Consider the following 24032-nt stretch of genomic DNA (forward strand, 5'->3'; position numbering starts at 1 on the left):
GGGAAGCGGGCCTTCCCCTTTCCCTTCCCCGGGCCGGTCTCCCGGCCGGCTCGTTTCCCGGCCGGCTCGCCGGTGGCGCGTGCCCGGAACGGGTCACGGAATCCGAAGATCTTGGCGGGGGGCCGCCGATCGGGTTGACTGGACCGGTGCTGAAGGTCGGACTCACCGGTGGGATCGGATCGGGAAAGAGCGTCGTCGCGGCCCGGCTGGCCGACCTCGGTGCGGTGGTGGTCGACTCCGACCGGATCGCCCGCGAGGTGGTGGCGCCCGGTACCGACGGGCTGCGGGAGGTGGTGGCCGCGTTCGGCGCCCGGGTGTGCGCGGAGGACGGCAGCCTGGACCGGGCGGCGCTCGGCGAGATCGTCTTCGCCGACCCGTCGGCGCGGGCCAGGCTGGAGGCGATCATCCATCCCCGGGTACGCCGACGCAGCGCCGAACTGATCCACGGTGCGGCTCCGGACGCCATCGTGGTCAACGACGTACCGCTGCTGGTCGAGGTGGGGCTCGCCCCGACGTACCACCTGGTGCTGGTGGTGCGGACCGCCGAGTCGACCCGGGTCGAGCGGCTGGTCCGGGACCGGGGCATGACCGCCGAGCAGGCGGCGCAGCGGATCCGGGCCCAGGCCGGCGACGAGCGGCGGGCGGTCGCCGCCGACGTACTGCTGGACAACGACGGTGAGCTGGCCGAGCTGCATGCCAGGGTGGACGTGTTGTGGCGGGACCGGCTGACGCCCTACGAACGCAACGTCCGGGAGCGCCGGCCGGTACGGGCGACCGAGGCGCGGCTGGTGGAGCCCGACCCGAGCTGGCCGGCCCAGTACCGGCGGCTCGCCGCCCGGATCCGGCACGCCGTCGCCCCGGCCGAGGTACGCGTCGACCACATCGGCTCGACCTCGGTGCCCGGGCTGCCGGCCAAGGACGTCGTCGACATCCAGTTGGGCGTCGCCTCGCTCGCCGAGGCCGACGCGCTGGCCGACCGGCTCGCCGACGCCGGCTTCCCGCGCTGTCCCGGGCAGTGGTGGGACAACCCGCGCCAGCCGGGCGGCACCTCCCGGTGGGAGAAGCGGCTGCACGGCGGCGCGGACCCGGGCCGGCTGGTCAACCTGCACGTCCGGGAGATCGACTCGCCCGGCTGGCGGTTCGCCCTGCTGATGCGCGACCACCTGCGGGCCGACCCGGAGCGCCGGGCCGAATATCTGGCCGTGAAGCGGCGGCTGGCGGCGGCCGGTCCGGATCTCGACGTCTACGCCGAGGCGAAAGAGCCGTGGTTCGACCTGGAGTACGGGTATGCCGAGGAGTGGGCGGCGGCCGCTGGTTGGCGGCCGGCGCCGCCGGAGGAGGGTTCGTGAGAGGCAGCGGAGCTCGCGTCCTCGCGGATGGTTGGCGGCCGGCGCCGCCGGAGGAGGGTTCGTGAGAGGCAGCGGAGCTCGCGGATAGCCGCGTCCTCGCGGAGGTCGCGCAACGGCCGGGGGAGGGGGAGAGACGTAAAGGGCGCTCGCGGCGGCCGGTCTGCGCTCTCGCGCGACCGCGTCGGTGCGCTCGCCGGCCTGGGCCGGGGCTGCAACCCTGCGCCGGATGCGACCCAGCCGGTGTGGCGGTTGGTGTCGCAGACCGGGCGGCCGCCGCGAGCGGCCTACCCTAGAACGGTAGCGCGGTGATCTTTCACACACAATGACGATATCGAAGCCGATCGTGTACCCACCGTGGCCCGGCGGCTTGTCACACCGTCGGCGTACGGTTGAGGTCATGGCGCTCGACATTCCGCGGCTCGACGGCCGCTTCCAGGTGATCTCCGAGTTCCAGCCCTCGGGTGACCAGCCGACCGCCATCGACGACCTGGAGCGCAGGGTGCGTCGGGGCGAGCGGCACACCGTGCTGCTCGGCGCGACCGGCACCGGCAAGAGTGCGACCGCCGCCTGGCTGATCGAGCGGTTGCAGCGTCCCACCCTGGTGCTGGCACCCAACAAGACCCTCTGTGCCCAGCTCGCCAAGGAGTTCAGCGAGCTGCTGCCGAACAACGCCGTCGAGTACTTCGTCTCGTACTACGACTACTACCAGCCCGAGGCCTACATCCCGCAGACCGACACCTACATCGAGAAGGACTCCTCGATCAACGAGGAGGTCGAGCGGCTGCGGCACGCGACCACGATGTCCCTGCTGACCCGCCGGGACGTGGTGGTGGTCGCCACCGTGTCGGCGATCTACGGCCTGGGCACCCCGCAGGAATACCTGGACCGGTCGGTGCGGATCCAGGTCGGCCAGGAGGTCGAGCGGGACAAGCTGCTCCGCCGGCTGGTCGACGTGCAATACACCCGCAACGACATGGCCTTCAACCGGGGCACCTTCCGGGTCCGGGGCGACACGCTGGAAATCATTCCGGCGTACGAGGAGCTGGCGCTCCGGATCGAGTTCTTCGGCGACGAGGTGGAGAAGCTCTACTACCTGCACCCGCTGACCGGCGAGGTGGTCCGGGAGGTCGACCACCTGCTGATCTTCCCGGCCACCCACTACACCGCCGGCCCGGAGCGGATGGAGCGGGCGCTTGCCGACATCGAGGCCGAGCTGGCCGAGCGGCTGGCCGAGCTGGAGCGGCAGGGCAAGCTGCTGGAGGCGCAGCGGCTGCGGATGCGCACCAGCTACGACGTGGAGATGATGCGCCAGGTCGGCTTCTGCTCCGGCATCGAGAACTACTCGATGCACATCGACGGCCGGTCGCCGGGCAGCGCGCCGCACTGCCTGCTGGACTACTTCCCCGACGACTTCCTGACCGTGATCGACGAGTCGCACGTCACCATCCCGCAGATCGGCGGCATGTACGAGGGCGACGCCTCCCGCAAGCGGATGCTGATCGACCACGGCTTCCGGCTGCCCAGCGCCGCCGACAACCGGCCGCTGCGCTTCGACGAGTTCCTGGACCGGGTCGGCCAGATGGTCTTCCTCTCCGCCACGCCCGGTCCGTGGGAGCTGGAGCAGGCCCAGGGCGAGGTGGTCGAGCAGGTGATCCGGCCGACCGGGCTGGTCGACCCCGAGGTGGTGGTCAAGCCCACCAAGGGGCAGATCGACGACCTGATGCACGAGATCAAGCTGCGCACCGAGCGGGACGAGCGGGTGCTGGTCACCACGCTGACCAAGAAGATGGCCGAGGACCTCTCCGACTACCTGCTGGAGCACGGCATCCGGGTCCGCTACCTGCACTCCGAGGTCGACACGCTGCGCCGGGTGGAGCTGCTGCGGGAGCTGCGCAAGGGCGACTACGACGTACTGGTCGGGATCAACCTGCTCCGGGAGGGGTTGGACCTGCCCGAGGTGTCGCTGGTGGCGATCCTCGACGCCGACAAGGAGGGCTTCCTGCGTAGCGGCCGGTCGCTGATCCAGACCATCGGCCGGGCCGCCCGGAACGTCTCCGGCCAGGTGCACATGTACGCCGACAAGATGACCCCGTCGATGGCCGAGGCGATCGAGGAGACCAACCGGCGCCGGGCCAAGCAGGTCGCGCACAACGAGGCGAACGGGATCAGCCCGGAGCCGCTGCGCAAGAAGATCCACGACATCCTGGACGACATCTACCGGGAAGCCGAGGACACCGAGGGGGCGACCACCCGGGTCGGCGGCGCGGTGCGGCAGATGTCCCGGGGCAAGGCGCCGACGCCGGAGACCCGCAGCCGGGGCCGGGTCGGTGCCGCGCCGGCCCGGGAGGGGATGGCCCGGGCCGAGCTGGCCCAGCTCATCCAGGAGCTCAACGACCAGATGCTCGCCGCGGCCCGGGAGCTCCAGTTCGAGCTGGCCGCCCGGATCCGCGACGAGGTGGCCGAGCTGAAGAAGGAATTGCGCGGCATGGACGCGGCCGGGGTCAGCTGACCAGCGGCCGCGTGCGGCGCCGTCAGCCGTACCGGTTGAAGCCGCCCTCGGAGTCGATCACCTGTCCGGTGATCCAGCGGCCGTCCGGCGAGCAGAGCCACTCGACGAGCCGGGCGGCGTCGTCCGGCCGTCCCCACTCGCCGCCCGGAAAGAGATTCCCGCTCGCGGCCAGGTCATCGGGCGACGCCCAGCCGGTGTCGGTCGGCCCGGGGTTGACGCAGTTCACCGTGATGCCCCTCGGCATCAGCAGCGGACTCAACTGCCGGGTCAGGTTCTCCACCCCGGCCTTGCTGGCCGCGTACGCCAGCTCGCCGGGCATCGGGCCGAGGCGCTGGCCGCTGGAGAAGAGCACCAGCCGCCCTCCGGAGCCGGCGTCGAAGGCCGCGGCGAACGCCTCGGCCAGCAGCAGGGTCGCCCGCACGTTGACCACCAGGTGCCGGTCGATCTCGTCCGCGTCGAGCTTGCCGAGCGGGGTGTGTGTCGAGTAGGCGTGCGCCGCGACCAGCACGTCGAGCCGGCCGTGCGTGCGTACCGCCGTCTCGACCAGTTCGGCGGGGGCGCTCGGCGCGGTCAGGTCGGCGGCCCGGTACCGGGCCACGTCGGGGTCGCCGGTCACCTGTTCCAGCTCGGTGAGCAGCCCCGGGACGCCCTCGGGGTCGCCGCCGTACGGCTGCGCCTCGTCGTACCGGGCAGGCCGGTCAGTTGCAGGCGGTAGCCGGCGGCGGCGAACCGCCGGGCGACCGCGGCGGCGATCCCGACCCGGCGGCTGACCCCGGTTATCAACGCGACCCGTTCCTCCATGCCGCAGAGTCAACCCGATCCGTCCGATCCCGGCCAGCAGGAACTGCCGGCGCAACGCCCGGCTAGCTGGACGGTCCGGCGCCCGGTGAACCGCCCGGCCGGCACACCGCGTGCTCGGCGGCCGGCCTGCCGAGCGGTTTGGAAACGGCGGGCGCCCGGTCGTGGCCGTCGGTCCAGCCGAGCCCGAGCGGGCTGCCCGGGGAACTGCCGCATGTCGGTGCCACGACGGGCGGGACGGATGTCGGGCCGTCTTGTTAGGGTTCTGCCGCCCCCGAGCCCTACCGGAGTCCCCCAATGACGATCAATTCGCACATCACCGAATTCGCCGGCCTGCCGGTGGTCGACTTCCAGCCGGCCCGGCTGCCGGACGTGGCGCCCGACACGGTCGCCTGGCGGCTCAGCCTCACCGACTTTCCGCAGAGCGACGGAGACTTCGCCGAACTGACCGAGCGGTTCCTGACCGCCGTCGACCCCGCCAAGGTCTCCGCACTGATCGTCGGCGACTGGGGCGAGGCGTACGAGGAAGCCGCCCCCGTCGATCTGCTGGTCCGACTGGCGCCGCGACTGACCGGGTTGACGGCGCTGTTCATGGGCGAGATGGTGATGGAGCAGTCGGAGATCTCCTGGATCACCCAGGCCGATCCGGCCCCGCTGCTGGCGGCGTACCCGGGGCTGGAGATCCTCCGCATCCGTGGCGCGACCGAGGGGTTGACCCTCACCCCGACCCGGCACACCGCATTGCGCGAGCTGGCGATCGAGGCCGGTGGCCTGCCCGGGCACGTGGTCCGGGCGATCGCCGAGTGCGATCTGCCGGCGCTGGAACACCTGGAGCTGTGGCTCGGCACCGACCAGTACGGCGGGGACGCCACTGTGGAGGATCTGGCGCCGATTCTGGGTGGGGCGAGGTTGCCGGCGTTGCGGTCGTTGGGGTTGCGTAACGCGGAGATCGCCGATCAGGTGGCGGCGGCGGTGGCGGGTGCGCCGGTGGTGGCGCGGTTGCGGGAGTTGGATCTGTCGTTGGGGATTCTTTCCGACGAGGGGGCGGCGGCGTTGCTGGCGGGGCAGCCGTTGACGCATCTGCGTCGCCTCGACCTGCACCACCACTACCTCAGCGGTGAGCTGGCCGGCCGGCTGGTGGCCGAGTTGCCGGGCGTCGAGGTGGACCTCTCCGACGTGCAGCGCCCCGGCCGGGGCGGCGACCGGTACATCGCGGTGGCGGAGTGAGGACCAGCTTCACCGGGCACGCCACCGAGTTCGCCGGGTTGCCGGTCTTCCGGCTGAGTCAGAACTGGGAGGACGAGCCGCCGCGCCTGGTTCCCGAGGCGGAACTGCCGGCCGACCCCGGCTCGGTGGCCTGGCGGATCGAGGCGTGGGAGGAGGACGAGGGCTGGGACTACGGTCCTTCTCGGATGTTCCGGCACGCGTTCGAGCAGTTCCTCGACCTGGTCGATCCGGCCGGGGTACGCGCCCTGGTGATCGGTACCTGGGGCTACGCGGCGATGAACGCGGCACCGATCGGCCAGCTCTGCGCCGCCGCCGACCGGCTGACCGGGTTGCGGGCGCTCTTCCTCGGCGACATCCCGGCCGAGGAGTGCGAGCTGTCCTGGATCTGCCAGGGCGACGTCGCGCCGCTGATGGCCGCGTACCCGGGGCTGGAGGTCCTGCGGATCCGGAGCGGCGACACCGACGCCGAGCACCGTACCGGCCTGGAGTTCGGTGCCGTCCGGCACGGCGCGCTGCGGGAGCTGGTGGTCGAGTCGGCGGGTCTGCCGGCCGGGGTGGTGCGGGGGATCGCCGACTCCGATCTGCCCGCGTTGGCGCACCTGGAGCTCTGGCTCGGTACCGGCCGTTGGGGCGGGGACGCCACTGTGGAGGATCTCGGGCCGATTCTGGGTGGGGCGCGGTTGCCGGCGTTGCGGTCGTTGGGGTTGCGTAACGCGGAGATCGCCGATCAGGTGGCGGCGGCGGTGGCGGGTGCGCCGGTGGTGGCGCGGTTGCGGGAGTTGGATCTGTCGTTGGGGATTCTTTCCGACGAGGGGGCGGCGGCGTTGCTGGCGGGGCAGCCGTTGACGCATCTGCGTCGGCTCGACCTGCACCACCACTACCTCGGCGCCGAGCTGACCGATCGGCTGGTCGCGGCGCTGCCCGGGGTCGAGGTCGATCTCACCGAGGCGGCGTTGCCCGACGGGTACGGCGACCGGTACGTGGCCGTCGGGGAGTGACTGGCATGATCGACGGATGACTGGCAGGGCCCCGCTGGTGATCGTCGGCAACCCGGAGAACCGTCGGGTCACGCTGTTCCGGGCCGCCGCTACCGAGGCGGGCGTACCGGTGGTGGTGCTGCCCTGGCGGCGGCTGGCGACCGGTCCGGTCCGGCTGCCCCGGGCGGCCGTGCTGCGGATCGACTCGCCCGGCGAGGATGCCGAGGTCGACCGGTTGCTGCGCGGTGCCGACCGGCCCGCCGAGCACGGCGAGATCGTCGGCCTCGCCGCCTGGTACGCCGGATTCCGCGCCGCCCTGAGCCGGCTCGGCGAGGCGGCCCGGTCCGCCGGAGCGACCCTGCTCAACGACCCGGACGACGTACTCGCGATGTTCGACAAGCGGACCTGTCACGCCCGGCTGACCGCCGCCCGGGTGCCGGTGCCGCCAGCGCTGCCCACGGCACCATCCGCGCCGCCCACGGCGTCGCCTGGACGCGTGACGTCACCCGGGCCGGCGGTGCCACCTGCGCTCACGGGGTCACCTGGGCTCACGGGGTCACCCGGGCCGGCGGCGTCACCTGGGCTCACGGGGTCACCTGGGCTCACGGGGTCACCCGGGCCGGCGGTGCCACCTGGACCCGTGGGGTCACCCGGGCCCACGGTGCCGTCCGCGTCGCCGTCACCGTCCACTTCGGTCGGATCGGCCGGGCAGGCCGGTTCGACCGGGGGTTACCCGGAGCTGCGCGCGGCGATGCGGGCCGCCGGCTGGTCCCGGGTCTTCGTCAAGCCGGCGCACGGCTCGTCCGCGTCCGGGGTGCTCGCCCTTCAGGTGGCGCCGGGCCGGATCCGGGCCACCACCTCGGTCGAGCTGACCGCCGGCGGCAAGCTCTACAACTCGTTGCGGGTCCGCGACTACACCGACGAGCGGCAGATCGCGGCGATCGTCGACCGGCTGGCCCCGGACGGCCTGCACGTCGAGCGCTGGTTTCCCAAGGCCGGGCTGGGGGACCGGACGATCGACCTGCGGGTGCTGGTGGTCGCCGGTCGCCCGGAGCACGTCGTGGTCCGGGCCAGCCCCGGCCCGCTGACCAACCTGCACCTCGGCAACGCCCGGGCAGACCTGTCCGCGCTGCGGGCGGCGATGGGCGAGTCGGCGTACGCCGCCGCGCTGCAAAGCTGCGTCCGTGCCGCCGCCTGCTTCCCGGGCAGCCTGCACGTCGGGGTGGACCTGCTGATCGGTACGGGCTGGCAGCGGCACGCGGTGGCCGAGGTGAACGCCTTCGGCGACCTGCTGCCGGGGCTCTCCGACCCCGCCGGCCGGGACAGTTACGCGGCAGAACTGCACGCGCTGCGGACCGGCCGGTTCGACCGGTGGCGGGCCACCGCGCCGACCCTGCTGGAGTCGACCCTGCTGGAGTCGACCCTGCTGGAGTCGACCCTGCTGGAGTCGACCCTGCTGGAGTCGACCCTGCTGGGGCCGACCCTGCTGGGGCCGACCCTGCTGGAGTCGACCGCCGAGCCGGAGCCGACGACAGGGACTGGAACGGCGGCCGAGTCGGCATCGACGGCGCCGCCGGAGTCGGCGGCCGGGTCGGACGGGTGGGGGCCCCGGCGCGCGGGCGACGGCGGCATTGGGCAGCATGAGAACCCGGGACGTGACAGAAAGGTGGGGAGGGCGGCATGAAGGAGCTGATCGGCAGCCACGACCTGTTGTTCGTCACCCTGGACACACTCCGCTACGACGTGGCCGAGGAGCTGGCCGGGGCCGGGCGGACGCCGAACCTGGTCCGCGCGTTGCCCGGCGGAGTCTGGGAGCGGCGGCACAGTCCGGCCAGCTTCACCTACGCGGCGCACCAGGCGTTCTTCGCCGGCTTCCTGCCCACGCCGACCACACCCGGCCCGCACACCCGGCTCTTCGCGGCGGCCTTTCCGGGCAGCGAGACCACCGGTGAGCAGACCTGGACCTTCGACGCCCCGGACGTGGTCCGGGCCCTCGCCGGGGCCGGCTACCACACCGTCTGCGTCGGCGGGGTCGGCTTCTTCAACGGCAAGTCGCCGCTGGGCGGCGTGCTGCCGGCCCTCTTCACGGAGGCGCACTGGGAGCCCGAGTTCGGCGTCTCCGCACCGCGTTGTTTCGAGGCGCAGCTCGACCGGATCGCCACCGTGCTGCCGACGGTGCCGGAGGACCGGCCGCTCTTCCTCTTCGTCAACGTCGCCGCGATCCACCAGCCGAACCGGCACTACCTGCCCGGCGCCGACCGGGACAGCCGGGAGAGTCACGCCGCCGCGCTGGAGTACGTCGACCGGCACATCGGGCGGCTCTTCGCCCTCGCCACCTCCCGGGACCGGCCCTGCCTGGTGCTGCTCTGCTCCGATCACGGCACGGCGTACGGCGAGGAGGGGCACAGCGGTCACCGGCTCGGTCACGAGGTGGTGTGGACGGTCCCGTACGGGCAGTTCGTCCTCGAACCGGGGGACTGGGGCAAGCCCGGCGACTGGCCCGGGCCGGAACAGTGAACCTTTCTCGACCCGCACCGCGCGGCGGTCGCGCCCCGACGTCCACCTGCGGCCAGGACGGACCGCAGGGGGAGGTTGAAGACGGTTCAGTCGGGGTCACCAACTCGCTGGACGGGTCGCCGTACCAGGGCTACCTGTACGCGTACCCGCACAAGACGGCGTACCGGCCGCTGCGACCGCGCCCGGCGCTGCGTGAGGTCTGGGCGGGGGAGCGGCGGGACGCCCTCTTCCTTTACCTGCATGTGCCGTTCTGCGAGATGCGCTGCGGCTTCTGCAACCTGTTCACCCGCTCGAACCCGCCCGCCGAGCAGGTGCGCGGCTATCTCGACCAGTTGGCCCGGCAGGCCGACCGGGTCCGGGAGGCGCTCGGCGACGGCGTCGGGTACGCCCGGGTGGCGGTCGGCGGCGGCACCCCGACCTATCTGGACGCGGCCGAGTTGACCGCGATGTTCGACCTGCTCGCCGGCTTCGGCGCCCGGCTCGGGTCGGTGCCGATGGCCGTGGAGACCTCCCCGGCCACCGCCACCGCCGACCGGATCGGAGTGCTGGCCGAGCGCGGCACCACCCGGGTCAGCATCGGGGTGCAGAGCTTCCTGGACAGCGAGGCGCGGGCGGCCGGGCGACCACAGCGCCGCGCCGAGGTCGAACGGGCCCTGGACACCATCCGGGCGTACGACATCCCGGAGCTGAACCTCGACCTGATCTACGGGATCCCCGGTCAGACCTCGGCGACCTGGGCCGAGTCGATCTCGTCCGCACTGCGCTGGCGGCCGGAGGAGGTGTTCCTCTATCCGCTCTACGTCCGCCCGCTCACCGGCCTCGGCCGGATTCCCTCCACAGCGGACGGCGCCGACCCGGCGTGGGACGCGCAGCGGCTGGCGCTGTACCGGCAGGGCCGGGACACGCTGCGGGCCGCCGGTTACCGGCAGCTCTCGCTGCGGCACTTCCGCCGCGCCGACCTGACCTCCGACGACCGAGTGCGGCCCGCCGACGACCGAGTGCGCACCTCCGACGACCCAGGGCGGACCTTCGGCGGACCCGGGTGGACCTCCGACGGGCCGCGGCTGACCTCCGACGACCCAGGGCGGACCTTCGGCGGGCCCGGGTGGACCTCCGACGGGCCCCGGCTGACCGCCGACGATCCGGGGCGGGCCGGGCCGGACTACTGCTGCCAGGACGACGGCATGCTGGGGCTGGGGTGCGGGGCCCGGTCCTACACCACCGACCTGCACTACTCGTTCGACTACGCGGTCGGGGTCCGGCACGTCCGGGGCATCATCGAGGACTACCTGCGCCGGCCCGCCGTCGACTTCGACGTCGCCGAGGTCGGCTTCCGGCTCGACCCGGTCGAACAGCGGCGCCGCTGGCTGGTCAAGTCACTGCTCCGGGCGGAGGGGTTCGATCCGGCCGGCTATCTCGACCGGTTCGGCAGCCGAATTGACGACGATTTTCCGCAGCTCGACCGGCTCGCCGAGCGTGGCTGGCTGACCTCGGTGCACGGCCGGACCGCGCTGACCGAGGCCGGGCTGGAACGCTCCGACGCGATCGGGCCGTGGCTGGTCTCCGGCCCGGTCCGCCGGGCGATGGCGGAGTACCCGCTCCGATGAACCTCTCGGTGCTCTACCGCGGCCCGCTGGCGAGCTGCAACTACGACTGCCCCTACTGTCCGTTCGCGAAGCGCCGCGACAGCCGGGCCGAACTCGCTGCCGACCGGGCCGCGCTGGGCCGGTTCGTCGACTGGGCGACCCGCAACCCCGACGACGACCGCCTGTCGGTGCTCTTCACGCCGTGGGGCGAGGGACTGTCCCGGTCCTGGTACCGGGAGGCGCTGGTGACGCTCTCCCGGCTGCCGCACCTGGACCGGGTGGCGATTCAGACCAACCTGGCCTGCCGGCTGGACTGGCTGGCCGCCGCCGACCGGCGTACGGTCGCGCTCTGGGCCACCTACCATCCCGGACAGGTACGCCGGGAGACCTTCCTCGACCGCTGCGCCCGGCTCAGCGAGCTGGGGGTGCGGTACTCGGTCGGCGTGGTCGGGCTGCCGGAGCAGCTCGCCGAGGCGGAGGCGGTCCGCGCGGCGCTCCCTGCCGACGTCTACCTCTGGGTGAACGCGGCCGAGGGGTACTCCTACACCGCCGCCGAGGAGGCGGCCTGGACCGGGCTCGACCCGCTCTTCGGCTACAGCGTGCGGCCGCATCCGTCGGCCGGTGCGCCCTGCCGGGCCGGCGAGACGGTGATCTCGGTGCGTGGCGACGGCTCCGTGCGGCGCTGCCACTTCGTGGAGACACCGCTGGGCAACCTCTACGACGGGTCGTACCGCGCCGCGTTGCGGCCCCGGCCGTGCCCGAACACCGCCTGCGACTGCCACATCGGCTATGTCCACCTGCGAACCCTGCCGCTGTACGAGGTCTTCGCTTCAGGAGTGCTGGAACGGATCCCGGCCCGCTGGGGCGTACCGTCCGTGGCGCTGGGCTGAACCCGGGGGGCGGCCGGGCTGCGGTCAGGTCTGCACCAACGGCGCATACCGCTCCGGCTCCACCCCGAACGTCCAGGCCACACCCGCCCGCGCGGTACGCGTGTCCGGCGGCACCCGCAGCCAGTACGTGCGCCGGGTGCCGTCCGGCTCCGGGGTGGCGTTGACCACCTCCACCATCACCAGTGGCTCGTCCTGCGGCAGGTTGAGCCGCCAGAGCACGCCGTACTCGTCGCGGTGCACCGCCGTCGCCCGGCTCTCCCGAAGGTAGCGGTCGTAGCCGAAGTGCTCCAGCATCACCCGGCGGACCTCGGCGTTGCGCTCCGCCCGGATCCGTTCCACGGTCAGCGTCGGCAGCTCGGCGGCGACCTCGGCCGGGATCGGCATCCCCCGCCAGGCGTGCAGCCCGAACCCGTCCGGATAGGCCAGTGCCGGACCGTCGTCGTGATGCAGCCGACCGAGATTGTCCCGGTGCAGCCGGGTCGGCCGCTCGGTGAGGATGACCAGCCGCTCGTACGGCCACCACCAGCCGGCGGCGGCGGCGACCCCGGCGAGACCGGCCAGCCCCGGCTCGCCGTCGAAGGCGGCCAGCCAGGCCGCGTCGTGCTGGCCCGGCACCGCGTCGAGCAGCCCGGTCCGGGCCCGCCGGGTGAACGCGTCGTCGACCTGCGCCGTCAGGTCGGCGCCGAGCTGGTTGCGCAGCGGCGTGGAGACGCGGTCGGTGAGCAGGTGCCAGGTGCGGCGCCCGCCGGCCGCCCAATGCGCGGCCCAGCCGGCCGGGCCGAGCCGCTCGACGGCGGCGGCCCGCGCCGTTGCCCACGGCGCGGTGCGCAGGGCGGGCCGGAGCGGCTGGCCGGGATCGGTCACCCCGGGCTCGCCGCCCTGCGTCCGCAGCGCCGCCAACACCTCGGCGACCGCCTCGGCCAGCCCACCGCCGCCCTGGTCGTAGCCGGCCGGGTCACCGCCGGGCACCGGAGCGGTTGCCGACGCCGACCCGCCGGACCCGGCGGCCCCGATCCCCCCGAACCCGCCGGATCCGCCGAACCCGGCGGACCCGAACCCGGCGGACCCGAACCCGCCGGACCCGAACCCGCCGGACCCGAACCCGCCGGACCCGGCGGCCCCGAACCCGCCGGGGCCGGCAGTGCCGGTATTCGGATCGGTCGACGGGGCCGCCCCGGTCAACAGAGCGGCGGCCAGCGCGCCGGCGCGCGGCGACGGGAGCCAGAACACCTGCCGGGGCGGTGCCAGTCCGGCCGCCGCATAGGCCCGTCGGACGGCGGCCTCGGCCACCGGGCGATCGGCCGGCCCGGTGGCCAGCCCGTGGGCGAGCCAGGTGTCGGCGACCCGCGCGAGCCGGGCCGCCTCCCCGTCGGCCCGCTCGTCGGCGCCGGCCGCGATCGGTATGGAGACGGTGGCAGCAGGCCGATCCCGGCGCAGGGCGTCGGTGTCCATCAGTCCGCCACCGGTCGCCAACTGCCGGGCAGGTATTCCCGCTGCCGCACCACCCGGTAGGTGCCGGCCGGCAGGGCGATCGGGCCGTGCTCCTCGTGGCCGAGCCGGCCGTACCCCTCGATCACCAGGAACGCCGGCTCGACCTGGTCGGGCAGGGCCCAGGCGGTGAGCCCGGACCCGGTCACCACGTGGGCGTGCCCGGTCGCCTCGCCGCGGGCCAGGACCAGCCGGCCCCGGCCGTCACGCCCGGCCGGGACGAGCCCGCCCGGCAGCGTCGCCGGGTCGATCGCCTCGACCAGCACGTCGCCCTGTCGATACATCCGCCGCCTCCGAGGAACCGTTGTCTCCCCGGCACACTAGCGACGGCGTACGACAGTTTCGCCGAGTCGGCGGTCAGGCCGGCGGCGGTACGTCGGTGAAGTGCTCGACCACCGGCGGGGCGGCGAAATAGGGGCCGATCAGCGAGCGCCAGGTGCTGAACCGGTCGGTAGCCCGGAAGTTCTCCAGGTGGGCCTCGACCGAGTCCCACTCGACCAGCAGCACGAACCGGGACGGCGACTCGATCCCCCGGGTCATCCGGATGGACCGGCATCCGGGGGTGCCGGCGAGTGTCGCGTGACCCTTGGCGTACGCCTCGGCGAACGCCTCCTCCTGACCGGCCAGCACGTCGATCAGCGCAACCTCCAGCACCATGATCGCAGCATGGCACGGACGGGCCCGGGCTGGTCGATCGGGGTATACCCGTTCCGCCCGCCGGTACCTACGGTAGGAACTCCGGAGGATCTTGCGGGAGGTGCGCCATGCTCGACTGGCTGACCGGTACGGCGTTCACCGTGGCGGGTACGCCGACCAGCCGGGCCGAACTGCTCGGCTTCGCGACCGGCGTACTCAACGTCTGGCTGCTGGCCCGGCAGAAGATGTGGAACTGGCCCGTCGGCATCGCCAACGTGCTGCTGCTGATGGTGCTCTTCTGGACCGCCGGCCTGTACGCCGACGCCGGGCTCCAGATCGTCTACGTCGGACTCGGCCTGTACGGCTGGTGGGCGTGGCTATTCGGCGGTGCGCAGCGGAGCCGGCTGGTGGTCGGTCGGACCGACCGTCGGGAGTGGGCGGTGCTGGTCGGTGCCGGCGCGGTTCTGACGCTGCTGCTCTGGCTGCTGCTGGACCGGGCGACCGACTCGACCGTTCCGCTGCCGGACGCGTTGACCACCGCGCTCTCCCTGATGGCGACGTACGGCCAGTGCCGCAAGCGGGTGGAGAGCTGGTGGATCTGGATCACCGCCGACCTCGTCTACATCCCGCTCTACGCCTACAAGGGGCTCTACCTCACCGCCGGGCTGTACGTGGTCTTCCTCGGGCTCTGCGTACTCGGGTTGCGGAACTGGCGGGCCGACCTGCGCCGGCTCTCGGCCGCGGCGGCCCGGCCGGTGGCGCCCGGCCCGGCCCCCGCCACCCCGTGACCGTGCGGGACACCGACAACCCCTCCGCCGCACCGCGGCCCGGCCGGACGGCCCAGGTGACCGCGCGGAACACCGGCAGCTTTCCGGCAGCCGCCCGGCCCGGGCGAGCGGGCCAGGCGGCGGGTCCGGTGGAGGCCGCGGACCCGGCGCCGGGGGCGGCGGGCCGACCGGAGTTCGGGCACGGGCTGGTGGTGGGGAAGTTCTATCCGCCGCACGCCGGGCACCACGCGCTGATCGCCGAGGCGGCCCGCCGGTGCGCCGCCGTCACCGTGGTGGTGGCGCCGTCCCGGCGGGAGTCGATCCCGCTGGAGCTGCGGCTGGACTGGTTGCGTGAGGTGCACGCCGCCGACCGGCACGTCCGGTTCGTCGGCCGGTACGACGACCATCCGGTCGACTACGCCGACCCGGCCGCCTGGGACGCGCACTGCGCGGTGTTCCGGGCGGCGGTCGGACCGGCCCGGGTCGACGCGGTCTTCTCCTCCGAGGCGTACGGCGCGGAGCTGGCCCGCCGGTTCGACGCGGTGGACGTACCCGTCGATCCGGCCCGGGCCGCCGTACCGGTCTCCGGGACGGCGGTCCGGGCGGATCCGGTGGCGCACTGGGCGATGCTCGGCGCGCCGGTCCGGGCCTGGTTCGTCCGCCGGATCGTGGTGGTGGGCGCCGAGTCCACCGGCACCACCACGGTCGCCGAGGCGCTGGCCGAGCACTACGGCACCTGCTGGGTACCGGAGTACGGCCGGGAACTCACCGCCGCCAAGCTGGCCCGGCTGCGGGGTACCGAACCCGACGCGACGATCTTCGACGTGCTCTGGGACCGGGCCGACTTCGAGACGGTGGTCCGGGAGCAGCAGGCCGCCGAGGACGCCGCCGCCCGGCGCAGCGGGCCGCTGCTGTTCTGCGACACCGACGCCCGGGCCACCGCGGTCTGGGAGGAGCGGTACCTCGGTTCGACCTCACCCCGGGTCCGGGCCGCCGCCCGTCGACCCGATCTCTATCTGCTGACCGACCACCACGGGGTGCCGTTCACCGACGACGGCCTGCGGGACGGTGCGCACCTGCGCGGCTGGATGACCGAGCGGTTTCGGGTGGTGTTGGCCGAATCCGGGGTACCCGTGATCGAACTCACCGGTCCGCTTCCGGACCGGTTGGGTGCGGCGATCCTGGCCTGCGACGCGTTGCTGGCGGCGGGTTGGTCCCTCACCGACCCGTTGCTGCCCCGCCAGTGCACCTAGGTTCCTAGGATGATTTACCGGTGGTGAGTCAGGCGCCCCCACAGGGGGAGATGCGCGACGGGCGGGGAATGGTGAACAATGGCGCTGTAGGAGGGGAGTATTCCTTCGCGACGGTGTCGTCAACACGGTCGTCGGCCGGTAGACCGGTACGAGGACCCGGCACCGTAGGTTGTCGCCGCGGCGTCTCCGCGTGGCGATGGCGGAAGAGACCTCCGACAGTCACCACCGTCTACACCGCCTGACGCGCGTCATCCGCGTGCTGACGGCGGTGCCGCGTGCCTGCCGGAGGAGTGCCTTGAACGTGTCCGCCTGGGTGTGGGTCGTCTCGCTAGTCGTGCTGACGGCGATCCTGCTACTTGATCTCGTGATCATCGGTCGACGACCGCACGAGCCGAGTCTGAGGGAGTCCGGCCTCTGGGTCGGCTTCTACGTCGGCCTCGCGATCGTCTTCGGGGTCGGTCTGTTCCTGACCACCGACGCCACCGTGGCCGGGGAGTTCTTCACCGGCTGGCTCACCGAGTACAGCCTCTCGGTGGACAACCTCTTCGTGTTCGTGATCATCATGTCCAGATTCGGCGTGCCCCGGCAGTACCAGCAGAAGGTACTGCTGATCGGCATCGTGCTGGCGCTGGTGATGCGCGGCGGCTTCATCGCGGCCGGTGCGGCCCTGATCAACCAGTTCTCCTGGGTCTTCTACATCTTCGGCGCCTTCCTCATCTACACGGCGATCAACTTCTTCCGCCAGGGTGAGCCGACCGAGGACGACTTCAAGGAGAACATCCTGATCCGATGGAGCCGGCGGGCCCTGCCGGTCTCCCGGGACTTCTCCGGCGCCCGGCTCACCATCCAGGAGAACGGCCGCCGGCTCTTCACCCCGATGCTGATCGTGCTGATCGCGATCGGCACCACCGACCTGGTCTTCGCGCTCGACTCCATCCCGGCGATCTTCGGGATCACCCAGGAGCCCTACCTCGTCTTCACCGCCAACGTCTTCGCGCTGATGGGGCTGCGGCAGCTCTACTTCCTGCTCGGCGGGCTGCTCGACCGGCTGGTCTACCTCAACATCGGGCTCGCCGTGGTGCTCGGCTTCATCGGCGTCAAGCTGGTGCTGGAGGCGCTGGCCGGCAACAACCTGTCGTTCCTCAACGGTGGCGCGCCGATCGCCTGGGCGCCGCACATCCCGATCTGGCTCTCCCTCACCATCATCCTGGGCACGCTGGCGATCGCCACCGTGGCCAGCCTGATCAAGTCCAGCCGGGACCGCCGGTCAGCCGAGAAGGTGCCGGTCGCCTGAGGTAAGCGCCGGAGCGGCGGGTCAGGGAGCGAATCTTCTCCACCTCCCCTTGCCGTCCGGGGTGGCCCGGATGGCGGAGGGCGGGGCTGAGGTGTCTCAGCCAGGAAAGGGCTCGGTGACCCGGTGCGCGCCGACCAGGGTCGCGGCCCGGTCGGCGGGCATCGGTTCCTCCAGGACCCGCCGCTTGGTGTAGCAGGCGTGCAGCATCCGCCGGTCGCCGTCCGGGCCGGGGGGCGCGGTGACGATACCGATGTGGTGGACCGGCCGGCCCGGCCGGGCGAAGAAGTAGAGGTCGCCGGGGCGTTCCGCGCCGAGCGGCACCGGGACCGTCGCCGCCGCCTGGTCGTCGGCGTCCCTGGGCAGGCGTATGCCGAAGCGCCGCCAGGCCAGGTGCACCAGGCCGGAGCAGTCGATGCCGTACGCCGAGACGCCGCCCCAGAGATAGACCACGTCCCGCAGCCGGCTGGCCACCGCGAGTACCTCGGTCGGACTGGGCAGCCGGGTCGGTGCCGGGGCGAGATGGTTGTCGGGCGCCCAGAGCGGCAGCCCGTGGTCGGGGACCCGGACCGGGCGCCAGCCGGCGCGGGCCGGACCCGCGCTGGTCAGCCGGGTGCCCAGGATGACGCCGGGCAGCACCACCGCGCCGGACGGGGCGTCGTGCAACCGGGTGACCGTCGCCGCGACGACCAGATCCGGCGGGGCCGGTGCCGGGTCGGCGGACTCGACGAGCTGCTCGATCGGGAGCCAGCCCGGATAGCCCCGGGGGTCGAGTCTGGCGGCCGGCTGCTCCACCGCGACGACCCGGACCCAGCCGTCCGGGCGGACCTCCTCGACCAGCACCCGCTCGCCGAGCAGGAGCTGACTGAGCACGCAGTCGCCGTCCCGCTGGTCGACGGTCATCCCGGAGATCCAGCCGGCGATGTCGGTCCGGCGGGACAGCGCCGGTGCGTCCACCGGGCGGACGGCCTCGGGACCGGCCCACAGGGTGGCGACGCCGACCCGGACAACGGCTTCGCGCCCCGAGCGCAGCACCATGTCAGTACCACCCGTCCTCGCCCGCTCTCGCCCGAAACCCTATGAAAATTAGCGCCGCACTGCAACATGCGACTGAATGTTGCCTTCATGTTCGGCGGTGCGGCCGGGACCGGCGGGGCGACGGGGCGGGCGGCGTCAGGGCGTCGGCGGCGGCGTCCGGTGCAGGCCGGCGATGCCGAGACCGGGAGCGTCGGGCAACACGACGGTGGCGTTCTCGTACCGGATGCCGCCCTGCACCGGCGACCAGGCCAACCACCAGGCGGCGTCCAGGTCCGACACGGCGCTGGTGCCGTACGCGGCCACCAGACTGGCCGCCGCGCCGAGCCCGATCTGACTCTCCATCATCGAGCCGACCAGGGTGCCGAGGCCGTGCTCGGCGGCCAGCTCCAGCAGCGTCCGGGCCGGCCCCAGCCCACCGCACTTGGCCAGTTTCACGTTCACCATGTCGGCGGCCCGCCGCTGGATCACCTCGACCAGGTCGCGCAGTCCGTAGACCGACTCGTCGGCCAGGATCGGCACGTCCACCCGCTCGGCCACCCAGGCCAGCCCGGCGATGTCCCGGGCGTGCACCGGCTGCTCCACCAGCTCCACGTCGAGGCCGGCGTCCTCGACACCGCGGATCACCCGGACCGCCTCCCGGGGCGTCCAGCCCTGGTTGGCGTCGAGCCGGATCCGGGTCTGCGGGCCGGCGGCGGCGCGTACCGCCCGGATCCGGGCCAGGTCACCGGCCGCGTCCGTACCGACCTTCACCTTGAGTACGTCGAAACCGTCGGCGACCCGCTGTTTCGCCGCCCCGGCCAACTCGACCGCGTCCCCGGCCGACAGTGTGACGTCGGTGGCGACCCGCCGGGACGTCCCGCCGAGCAGCCGCACCAGCGGTACGCCGAGCCGCCGGGCCGCCAGGTCGTGCAGTGCCACGTCCACCGCCGCCTTCGCCGCCTCGTTGCCGACCACCGCGCGCCGTACCTCCGCGCACCGGGCCACCAGGTCGTCCGGGTCACGCCGGGTCAGCAGCGGGGCGAACACCTCCTCGACACAGGCCTGTGCGCCGCCGATCGACGCCCCGGTCACCCGCCACACCTGGGGTGCCTCGCCGAATCCGGACCGCCCGTCGGCGTCGACCACCTCCACCACCAGGGTCTCTACTGTGGAGGTACGGCGCAGTGCGGTCACGAACGGGGTGTGCAGCGGAGCGGAGAGCCGGTGGGTGCGTACCGAGGCGATCGACATGCAGGCACCATATCGACCGTCGGGTCAGCCGACGGTCCCCAGACGGTGCCGGGCGGCCCAGAGCAGCGCCGAGACCCGGGCGATGAGCCGACGGGCCCGCTCGTCCCGGTCGTCGCCGGACGGGTCGGCGTCGCCGTCCGGCGGCACGGTGGTGCAGACCACCACGGCGTACGGGGGCGCGTCGTCCGGGAAGACCACGCCGGCACCGTGCCGGACGCCGCGTACCCAGCCGTTCTTGTGTGCGATCCGGGTGCCCGGCGGCAGCCCGGCGGCCAGGTCCTCCCCGCGCTCCTGCGCGAACAGCACGTCCAGCATCGCGGCACAGGTGCCGGGGGAGGCCAGTCGGGATCGGGCGACCGCGCCGAGCAGCCCGGCCAGGTCGGCGGCGGTGACCTGGTTGTCGAGTCCGGCGTCCCGGGCGGCGAAGTCCTCGATGCCCCGCTGGGTGCGGCTGTGCCGGGCACCGCTGTCGGCCCACACCTGGGCGACGGCGGGCAGCCCGACGTGCCCGAGCACCAGGTTGGTGGCGAGGTTGCTGGACCGGACGATCATCCGTTCGGCGAGCCAGCCCAGCGGCGCGGTGCCGCCGAGCCGGGCCCAGACCGCCTCGTCGTTGTCGTAGTCGGCCGCGCAGCAGAACCGGCCCGCGCCCGGCCGGGCCGAGTCGAACTCGTTGACCACCGGCACCGGCGCGTCCAGCTCCAGCTCACCGGCCTCGGCGGCCCGGTGCAGGGCGGCCAGCACCGCCACCTTCATGGTGCTGGCCGCGTAGTGCGGGGTGTCCGGCAGCCGGGTGTACGCCGGCCGGCGGCCGAGCCGACCCGCGTAGACCGAGACTGTTCCGGGTACCGCCGCCAGTTCGACCTCGAGTGCGTCCCAGGGCATCTGCGCAGCGTACGACCGGACTCAGCCGGCGTGCTTGCGCCGGGCGGTGGCCCGGGCCCGGGACGGCGCGTCCAGCATCACCTTGCGCAGCCGGATCGCCACCGGAGTGACCTCGACGCACTCGTCCTCGCGGCAGAACTCCAGGGCCTGCTCCAGGGAGAGCTTGCGCGGCGGGATCAGCTTCTCGGTCTCCTCGCTGGTCGAGGAGCGCATGTTGGTGAGCTTCTTCTCCTTGGTGATGTTGACGTCCATGTCGTCGGAGCGGGAGTTCTCGCCGACCAGCATGCCCTCGTACACCTCGGTGGACGGCTCGACGAAGAGGGTGCCGCGCTCCTGGAGGTTGAGCATCGCGAACGCGGTCGCCACCCCGGACCGGTCGGCGACCAGCGACCCGGTGTTCCGGGTACGCAGCTCGCCGAACCACGGCTCGTAGGACTCGAAGACGTGGTGCAGGATGCCGGTGCCCCGGGTGTCGGTGAGGAACTCGGTGCGGAAGCCGATCAGACCCCGGGCCGGGACCAGCCACTCCATCCGGATCCAGCCGGTGCCGTGGTTGACCAACTGCTCCATCCGGCCCTTGCGGGTGGCCAGCAACTGCGTGATGGCGCCGAGGTATTCCTCCGGGGCGTCGATGGTGAGCCGCTCCACCGGCTCGCAGGTCTTGCCGTCGATCTCCCTGGTCACCACCTGCGGCTTGCCGACGGTCAGCTCGTACGACTCGCGGCGCATCTGCTCGACCAGGATGGCCAGCGCCAGCTCGCCCCGGCCCTGCACCTCCCAGGCGTCCGGCCGGTCGGTGGGGAGGACCCGCAGCGAGACGTTGCCGATCAGCTCCCGGTCCAGCCGGTCCTTGACCATCCGGGCGGTGACCTTGGCACCCTTGACCCGGCCGACCAGCGGCGAGGTGTTGGTGCCGATGGTCATCGAGATCGCCGGCTCGTCGACGGTGATCAGCGGCAGCGGCCGGGGGTCCTCCAGGTCGGCCAGGGTCTCGCCGATCATGATCTCCGGGATGCCGGCGACCGCGATGATGTCGCCCGGCCCGGCCGAGGTGGCCGACTTGCGCTCCAGCCCCTCGGTGATCAGCAGTTCGGAGACCCGGACCCGCTCCACGGTGCCGTCGGTGCGGCACCAGGCCACCGTCTCACCCTTGGTGACGGTGCCCTGGCGGACCCGGCACAGCGCCAGCCGGCCGAGGAACGGCGAGGCGTCCAGGTTGGTCACGTGCGCCTGCAACGGGGCGTTCTCGTCGTAGGCCGGCGGCGGGATGGTGCCGAGCAGGGTCCGGAACAGCGGCTCCAGCGAGCTGCTGTCGGCCGGCACGGTGCCGCCGGGCGGCTGGGTCAGCGAGGCGATGCCGTCCCGGGCGCAGGCGTAGATGATCGGGAAGTCGATCTGCTCGGCGTCCGCGTCCAGGTCCAGGAAGAGTTCGTACGTGTCGTCGACCACCTCCTTGATCCGGGCGTCCGGCCGGTCCACCTTGTTGATCACGAGGATGATCGGCAGCCGGGCCTGCAGCGCCTTGCGGAGCACGAACCGGGTCTGCGGCAGCGGGCCCTCGCTGGCGTCCACCAGCAGCAGCACCCCGTCGACCATGGTCAACCCGCGTTCCACCTCGCCGCCGAAGTCCGCGTGCCCCGGGGTGTCGATGATGTTGATGGTGACCGGGTCGGAACCGTCCGCCGGCAGGTAGCGCACGGCGGTGTTCTTGGCCAGGATGGTGATGCCCTTCTCCCGCTCCAGGTCCATGGAGTCCATCACCCGGTCGGTCGGCTCGGCCCGGGCGGAGAACGCGCCGGACTGCCGCAGCATGGCGTCGACCAGGGTGGTCTTGCCGTGGTCGACGTGGGCGATGATTGCGACGTTACGAAGGTCCCCGCGGGTCTGCATGCCCTCCATCCTCTCGCCTGCGCGATCCGGGCCGGCGTCCGGGTTCCCCCTGAGGTAACCCCGCTCTCGGCGGGAATCGCTGTGCCATCACACCACGCGGCTGGCATGCTGGCCGGGGTGTTCGGGGGGTCGCCGTGCAGGATGTGTTGACGGTGGTGCGGGAGTTGCCACCGGTGCTGGTCTACCTGGCCGCCGCGCTGCTGGTGGCCACCGAGACGGCGGTGATCGTCGGCCTGGTGATGCCGGCGGAGGCGACCCTGCTGCTGGTCGGCTTCCTCGCGTACACCGGGATGCTGCGGCTCGGCCCGGCACTGGTGGTGATGATTGTCGCAGCGGTGCTCGGCGACGCGCTGGCCTTCCGCAGCGGCCGGCGGCACGGCCCCCGGCTGCGGGCCGGCCGCTGGGGGAGCCGGGTCGGGGCGCGGCGCTGGGCGAAGGCCGACGCGATGCTGGCCCGGCTGGGCGGGCGCGGGGTCTTCGCGGCCCGCTGGGTGGCCTTCGCCCGGACCCTGGTGCCCCGGCTGGCCGGCAGCGCCGGGATGCCGTACCGGCGGTTCGCGCCGTGGAACCTGGCCGGGGTGGTGACCTGGGTCGGCGGCTCGGTGCTGGCCGGCTATCTGGCCGGGGAGTCGTACGAGACCGTCTCCCACTACCTCGGCAAGGCGACCGGTGCCGTACTGCTGCTGATCGTCTTCATCGTGGCCATCGTGCTGGTCGGCCGCTGGCTCGGCCGGAACCCCGACCCGGTGCGGGCGCTGCTGTCCCGGGCCGTCGCCCGGCCGCCGCTGCGCTGGCTCGCCCGGCGGTACGGGGTGCTGTTCTTCGTGCTGTCGATGCACATCGGGCCGGGCTGGACGCTGCTGGCCAACCTGGTCGCCGGGTTGGCGCTGCTCTTCGTGACCGGGCTCACCCTGGCCTGGCTGCTCGACCTGGTGGTCACGCAGAGCGGGCTGTCGGTGGTCGACAGCGCGATAGCGGAGTGGTTCGCGTCCCGGCGTACCGAGGGGGTGGCCGAGCTGGCGCACGGCGCGATCGGTGCGCTGCGTGGTCCGGTGCTGATCCTGGTGGTGGCGCTGGTCGCCGCGGTGGTCGGCTGGCGTACCCGGCCGTGGCGGGTCGACCTGCTCAGCGTGCTCGGTACGGTCGGTGCCTTCGTACCGCTGCTGGTGCTGGTCCTGGTGACCGACGTCACCGGGCCGACCAGCGGCACACCGGTACGGCTGCTGCCGGCCCAGAACGCGGTGGTCGCGGCCAGCCTCTGCACGCTGGCCTGGCTGCTGGCCCGGCAGAGCCGCTGGCCGATGGCGGTGGCGGCCTGGACCGTGGCGGCGGTCGGGGTGGTGATGATCGGCGCGGCCCGGCTCTACGTCGGCTGGAGTTCGGCCAGCGAGACGGTCACCTCCATGCTGCTCGGGGTGCTCTGGACCGCGGTCTTCATGGTCGCCTGGGCGACCCGGGACCGCGCGGTACGCGCGGCCGGGGCCTCGGCCGCGCCGGCCACGGCGAACCGGCCACGGCCTTCGGCGGCCGAGGCCCGGCAGCCGTCGGAAGGCGAGGCGGTGCTGCCCGCACGTGAGGCCCGACCGCCCGCAGCGGAGGAGCGGCCTTTGGCGGAGCGGGCCGGCACGCCGGTCGAAGAGACGGCCCCGACCAGCCGGACGGTCGAGGCCCCCTGAGCTGACGGCGTGCCTGTTATGGTGC

20 protein-coding genes and 1 pseudogene are annotated in these 24032 nt (G+C 73.0%); 12 read left to right on the top strand and 9 right to left on the bottom strand.

The window, feature by feature from the left end; translation table 11 throughout:
* The first annotated feature begins 146 nt into the window (after positions 1-146).
* The gene (gene coaE / locus ACQEVC_RS20815; RefSeq protein ID WP_432880022.1) at positions 147-1349 is read left to right on the top strand and encodes a dephospho-CoA kinase; all 1203 of its coding nucleotides are present in this window, start codon (positions 147-149) and stop codon (positions 1347-1349) included.
* Positions 1350-1746: 397 nt separating this feature from the next.
* Positions 1747-3858 carry an excinuclease ABC subunit UvrB gene (uvrB, locus tag ACQEVC_RS20820; RefSeq protein ID WP_432880025.1) on the top strand — a complete coding sequence of 704 codons (2112 nt, stop codon included), beginning with the start codon at positions 1747-1749 and terminating at the stop codon, positions 3856-3858.
* Between the two features lie 22 nt (positions 3859-3880).
* On the opposite strand, the gene ACQEVC_RS20825 is transcribed toward uvrB, so the two are convergent.
* Both ACQEVC_RS20825 and ACQEVC_RS20830 read right to left on the bottom strand, forming a co-directional pair.
* Positions 3881-4474 carry an SDR family oxidoreductase gene (locus ACQEVC_RS20825; RefSeq protein WP_432880027.1) on the bottom strand — a complete coding sequence of 198 codons (594 nt, stop codon included), beginning with the start codon at positions 4472-4474 and terminating at the stop codon, positions 3881-3883.
* On the bottom strand, positions 4471-4659 hold the full coding sequence (locus tag ACQEVC_RS20830) for a hypothetical protein (RefSeq protein ID WP_432880030.1): 189 nt from the start codon (positions 4657-4659) through the stop codon (positions 4471-4473). The genes ACQEVC_RS20825 and ACQEVC_RS20830 overlap by 4 nt, the downstream gene beginning before the upstream one ends.
* A gap of 294 nt (positions 4660-4953) precedes the next feature.
* Between ACQEVC_RS20830 and ACQEVC_RS20835 the strand changes: the two genes are divergently transcribed.
* The 6 genes from ACQEVC_RS20835 to ACQEVC_RS20860 are packed head-to-tail and all read left to right on the top strand — an operon-like array spanning position 4954 to position 11853.
* Positions 4954-5883, top strand: a complete 930-nt coding sequence (locus ACQEVC_RS20835) for an STM4015 family protein (protein WP_432880033.1) — start codon at positions 4954-4956, stop codon at positions 5881-5883.
* Positions 5880-6881, top strand: a complete 1002-nt coding sequence (locus tag ACQEVC_RS20840) for an STM4015 family protein (RefSeq protein ID WP_432880036.1) — start codon at positions 5880-5882, stop codon at positions 6879-6881. Before ACQEVC_RS20835 ends, ACQEVC_RS20840 begins: the two co-directional genes overlap by 4 nt.
* 16 nt (positions 6882-6897) lie before the next feature.
* Positions 6898-8544: an STM4014 family protein gene (locus ACQEVC_RS20845; protein WP_432880038.1), complete on the top strand. Its 1647-nt coding sequence runs from the start codon at positions 6898-6900 to the stop codon at positions 8542-8544.
* Complete coding sequence (locus ACQEVC_RS20850) at positions 8541-9377, top strand: STM4013/SEN3800 family hydrolase (protein WP_432880040.1); 837 nt, start codon at positions 8541-8543, stop codon at positions 9375-9377. Before ACQEVC_RS20845 ends, ACQEVC_RS20850 begins: the two co-directional genes overlap by 4 nt.
* Positions 9374-10984 (top strand): STM4012 family radical SAM protein, encoded by a 1611-nt coding sequence (locus ACQEVC_RS20855; protein WP_432880042.1) that lies wholly within the window; start codon positions 9374-9376, stop codon positions 10982-10984. Before ACQEVC_RS20850 ends, ACQEVC_RS20855 begins: the two co-directional genes overlap by 4 nt.
* Positions 10981-11853, top strand: a complete 873-nt coding sequence (locus tag ACQEVC_RS20860; RefSeq protein ID WP_432880045.1) for an STM4011 family radical SAM protein — start codon at positions 10981-10983, stop codon at positions 11851-11853. The genes ACQEVC_RS20855 and ACQEVC_RS20860 overlap by 4 nt, the downstream gene beginning before the upstream one ends.
* Before the next feature lie 24 nt (positions 11854-11877).
* Here the strand turns inward: ACQEVC_RS20860 and ACQEVC_RS20865 are convergent, their stop codons facing one another.
* The 3 genes from ACQEVC_RS20865 to ACQEVC_RS20875 form a co-directional block, all read right to left on the bottom strand.
* Positions 11878-13305, bottom strand: coding sequence for a DUF6745 domain-containing protein (locus ACQEVC_RS20865; protein ID WP_432880047.1), 1428 nt, complete (start codon positions 13303-13305; stop codon positions 11878-11880).
* A complete protein-coding gene (locus ACQEVC_RS20870) occupies positions 13305-13625 on the bottom strand; it encodes a hypothetical protein (protein ID WP_432880050.1) in 321 nt (106 codons plus the stop codon). The genes ACQEVC_RS20865 and ACQEVC_RS20870 overlap by 1 nt, the downstream gene beginning before the upstream one ends.
* 73 nt (positions 13626-13698) lie before the next feature.
* Positions 13699-13998 (bottom strand): antibiotic biosynthesis monooxygenase family protein, encoded by a 300-nt coding sequence (locus ACQEVC_RS20875; RefSeq protein WP_318394578.1) that lies wholly within the window; start codon positions 13996-13998, stop codon positions 13699-13701.
* 107 nt (positions 13999-14105) lie between these two features.
* Here ACQEVC_RS20875 and pnuC point away from each other — a divergent pair, with 107 nt between their 5' ends.
* The 3 genes from pnuC (at position 14106) to ACQEVC_RS20890 (ending at position 17291) form a co-directional block, all read left to right on the top strand.
* Positions 14106-14765 carry a nicotinamide riboside transporter PnuC gene (gene pnuC, locus ACQEVC_RS20880; protein ID WP_432880053.1) on the top strand — a complete coding sequence of 220 codons (660 nt, stop codon included), beginning with the start codon at positions 14106-14108 and terminating at the stop codon, positions 14763-14765.
* Positions 14766-14767: 2 nt separating this feature from the next.
* Positions 14768-15997: an AAA family ATPase gene (locus ACQEVC_RS20885; RefSeq protein ID WP_432880057.1), complete on the top strand. Its 1230-nt coding sequence runs from the start codon at positions 14768-14770 to the stop codon at positions 15995-15997.
* A gap of 295 nt (positions 15998-16292) precedes the next feature.
* Positions 16293-17291, top strand: coding sequence for a TerC family protein (locus ACQEVC_RS20890; protein ID WP_432880060.1), 999 nt, complete (start codon positions 16293-16295; stop codon positions 17289-17291).
* 96 nt (positions 17292-17387) lie between these two features.
* Here ACQEVC_RS20890 and ACQEVC_RS20895 read toward each other — a convergent pair whose 3' ends face one another.
* From ACQEVC_RS20895 to typA, 4 genes are all read right to left on the bottom strand, one after another.
* Entirely contained in the window at positions 17388-18326 is a 939-nt protein-coding gene (locus tag ACQEVC_RS20895) for an NlpC/P60 family protein (RefSeq protein WP_432880062.1), read from the bottom strand.
* A gap of 135 nt (positions 18327-18461) precedes the next feature.
* Complete coding sequence (locus tag ACQEVC_RS20900; protein WP_432880065.1) at positions 18462-19556, bottom strand: mandelate racemase/muconate lactonizing enzyme family protein; 1095 nt, start codon at positions 19554-19556, stop codon at positions 18462-18464.
* Positions 19557-19580: 24 nt separating this feature from the next.
* Positions 19581-20441: a serine hydrolase gene (locus ACQEVC_RS20905; RefSeq protein WP_432880067.1), complete on the bottom strand. Its 861-nt coding sequence runs from the start codon at positions 20439-20441 to the stop codon at positions 19581-19583.
* 21 nt (positions 20442-20462) lie between these two features.
* On the bottom strand, positions 20463-22331 hold the full coding sequence (typA, locus tag ACQEVC_RS20910) for a translational GTPase TypA (RefSeq protein ID WP_432880069.1): 1869 nt from the start codon (positions 22329-22331) through the stop codon (positions 20463-20465).
* Between the two features lie 134 nt (positions 22332-22465).
* Between typA and ACQEVC_RS20915 the strand changes: the two are divergent.
* A pseudogene (locus ACQEVC_RS20915) lies at positions 22466-23875 on the top strand (DedA family protein); the annotation flags it as partial.
* Between the last annotated feature and the right edge of the window lie 157 nt (positions 23876-24032).

The sequence above is a fragment of the Plantactinospora sp. CA-294935 genome (assembly GCF_050936445.1).
GTDB lineage: Bacteria > Actinomycetota > Actinomycetes > Mycobacteriales > Micromonosporaceae > Plantactinospora.

What these genes read in the sequence shown, in the direction of transcription:
- ACQEVC_RS20835 (WP_432880033.1), top strand. Translation starts at nt 4,954, where the DNA reads ATGACGATCAATTCGCACATCACCGAATTCGCCGGCCTGCCGGTGGTC.
- ACQEVC_RS20850 (WP_432880040.1), top strand. Translation starts at nt 8,541, where the DNA reads ATGAAGGAGCTGATCGGCAGCCACGACCTGTTGTTCGTCACCCTGGAC.
- ACQEVC_RS20895 (WP_432880062.1), bottom strand. Translation starts at nt 18,326, where the DNA reads ATGGTGCTGCGCTCGGGGCGCGAAGCCGTTGTCCGGGTCGGCGTCGCC.
- ACQEVC_RS20870 (WP_432880050.1), bottom strand. Translation starts at nt 13,625, where the DNA reads ATGTATCGACAGGGCGACGTGCTGGTCGAGGCGATCGACCCGGCGACG.
- ACQEVC_RS20860 (WP_432880045.1), top strand. Translation starts at nt 10,981, where the DNA reads ATGAACCTCTCGGTGCTCTACCGCGGCCCGCTGGCGAGCTGCAACTAC.
- ACQEVC_RS20865 (WP_432880047.1), bottom strand. Translation starts at nt 13,305, where the DNA reads ATGGACACCGACGCCCTGCGCCGGGATCGGCCTGCTGCCACCGTCTCC.
- ACQEVC_RS20830 (WP_432880030.1), bottom strand. Translation starts at nt 4,659, where the DNA reads ATGGAGGAACGGGTCGCGTTGATAACCGGGGTCAGCCGCCGGGTCGGG.
- ACQEVC_RS20875 (WP_318394578.1), bottom strand. Translation starts at nt 13,998, where the DNA reads ATGGTGCTGGAGGTTGCGCTGATCGACGTGCTGGCCGGTCAGGAGGAG.
- ACQEVC_RS20905 (WP_432880067.1), bottom strand. Translation starts at nt 20,441, where the DNA reads ATGCCCTGGGACGCACTCGAGGTCGAACTGGCGGCGGTACCCGGAACA.
- ACQEVC_RS20845 (WP_432880038.1), top strand. Translation starts at nt 6,898, where the DNA reads ATGACTGGCAGGGCCCCGCTGGTGATCGTCGGCAACCCGGAGAACCGT.
- typA (WP_432880069.1), bottom strand. Translation starts at nt 22,331, where the DNA reads ATGCAGACCCGCGGGGACCTTCGTAACGTCGCAATCATCGCCCACGTC.
- uvrB (WP_432880025.1), top strand. Translation starts at nt 1,747, where the DNA reads ATGGCGCTCGACATTCCGCGGCTCGACGGCCGCTTCCAGGTGATCTCC.
- ACQEVC_RS20900 (WP_432880065.1), bottom strand. Translation starts at nt 19,556, where the DNA reads ATGTCGATCGCCTCGGTACGCACCCACCGGCTCTCCGCTCCGCTGCAC.
- pnuC (WP_432880053.1), top strand. Translation starts at nt 14,106, where the DNA reads ATGCTCGACTGGCTGACCGGTACGGCGTTCACCGTGGCGGGTACGCCG.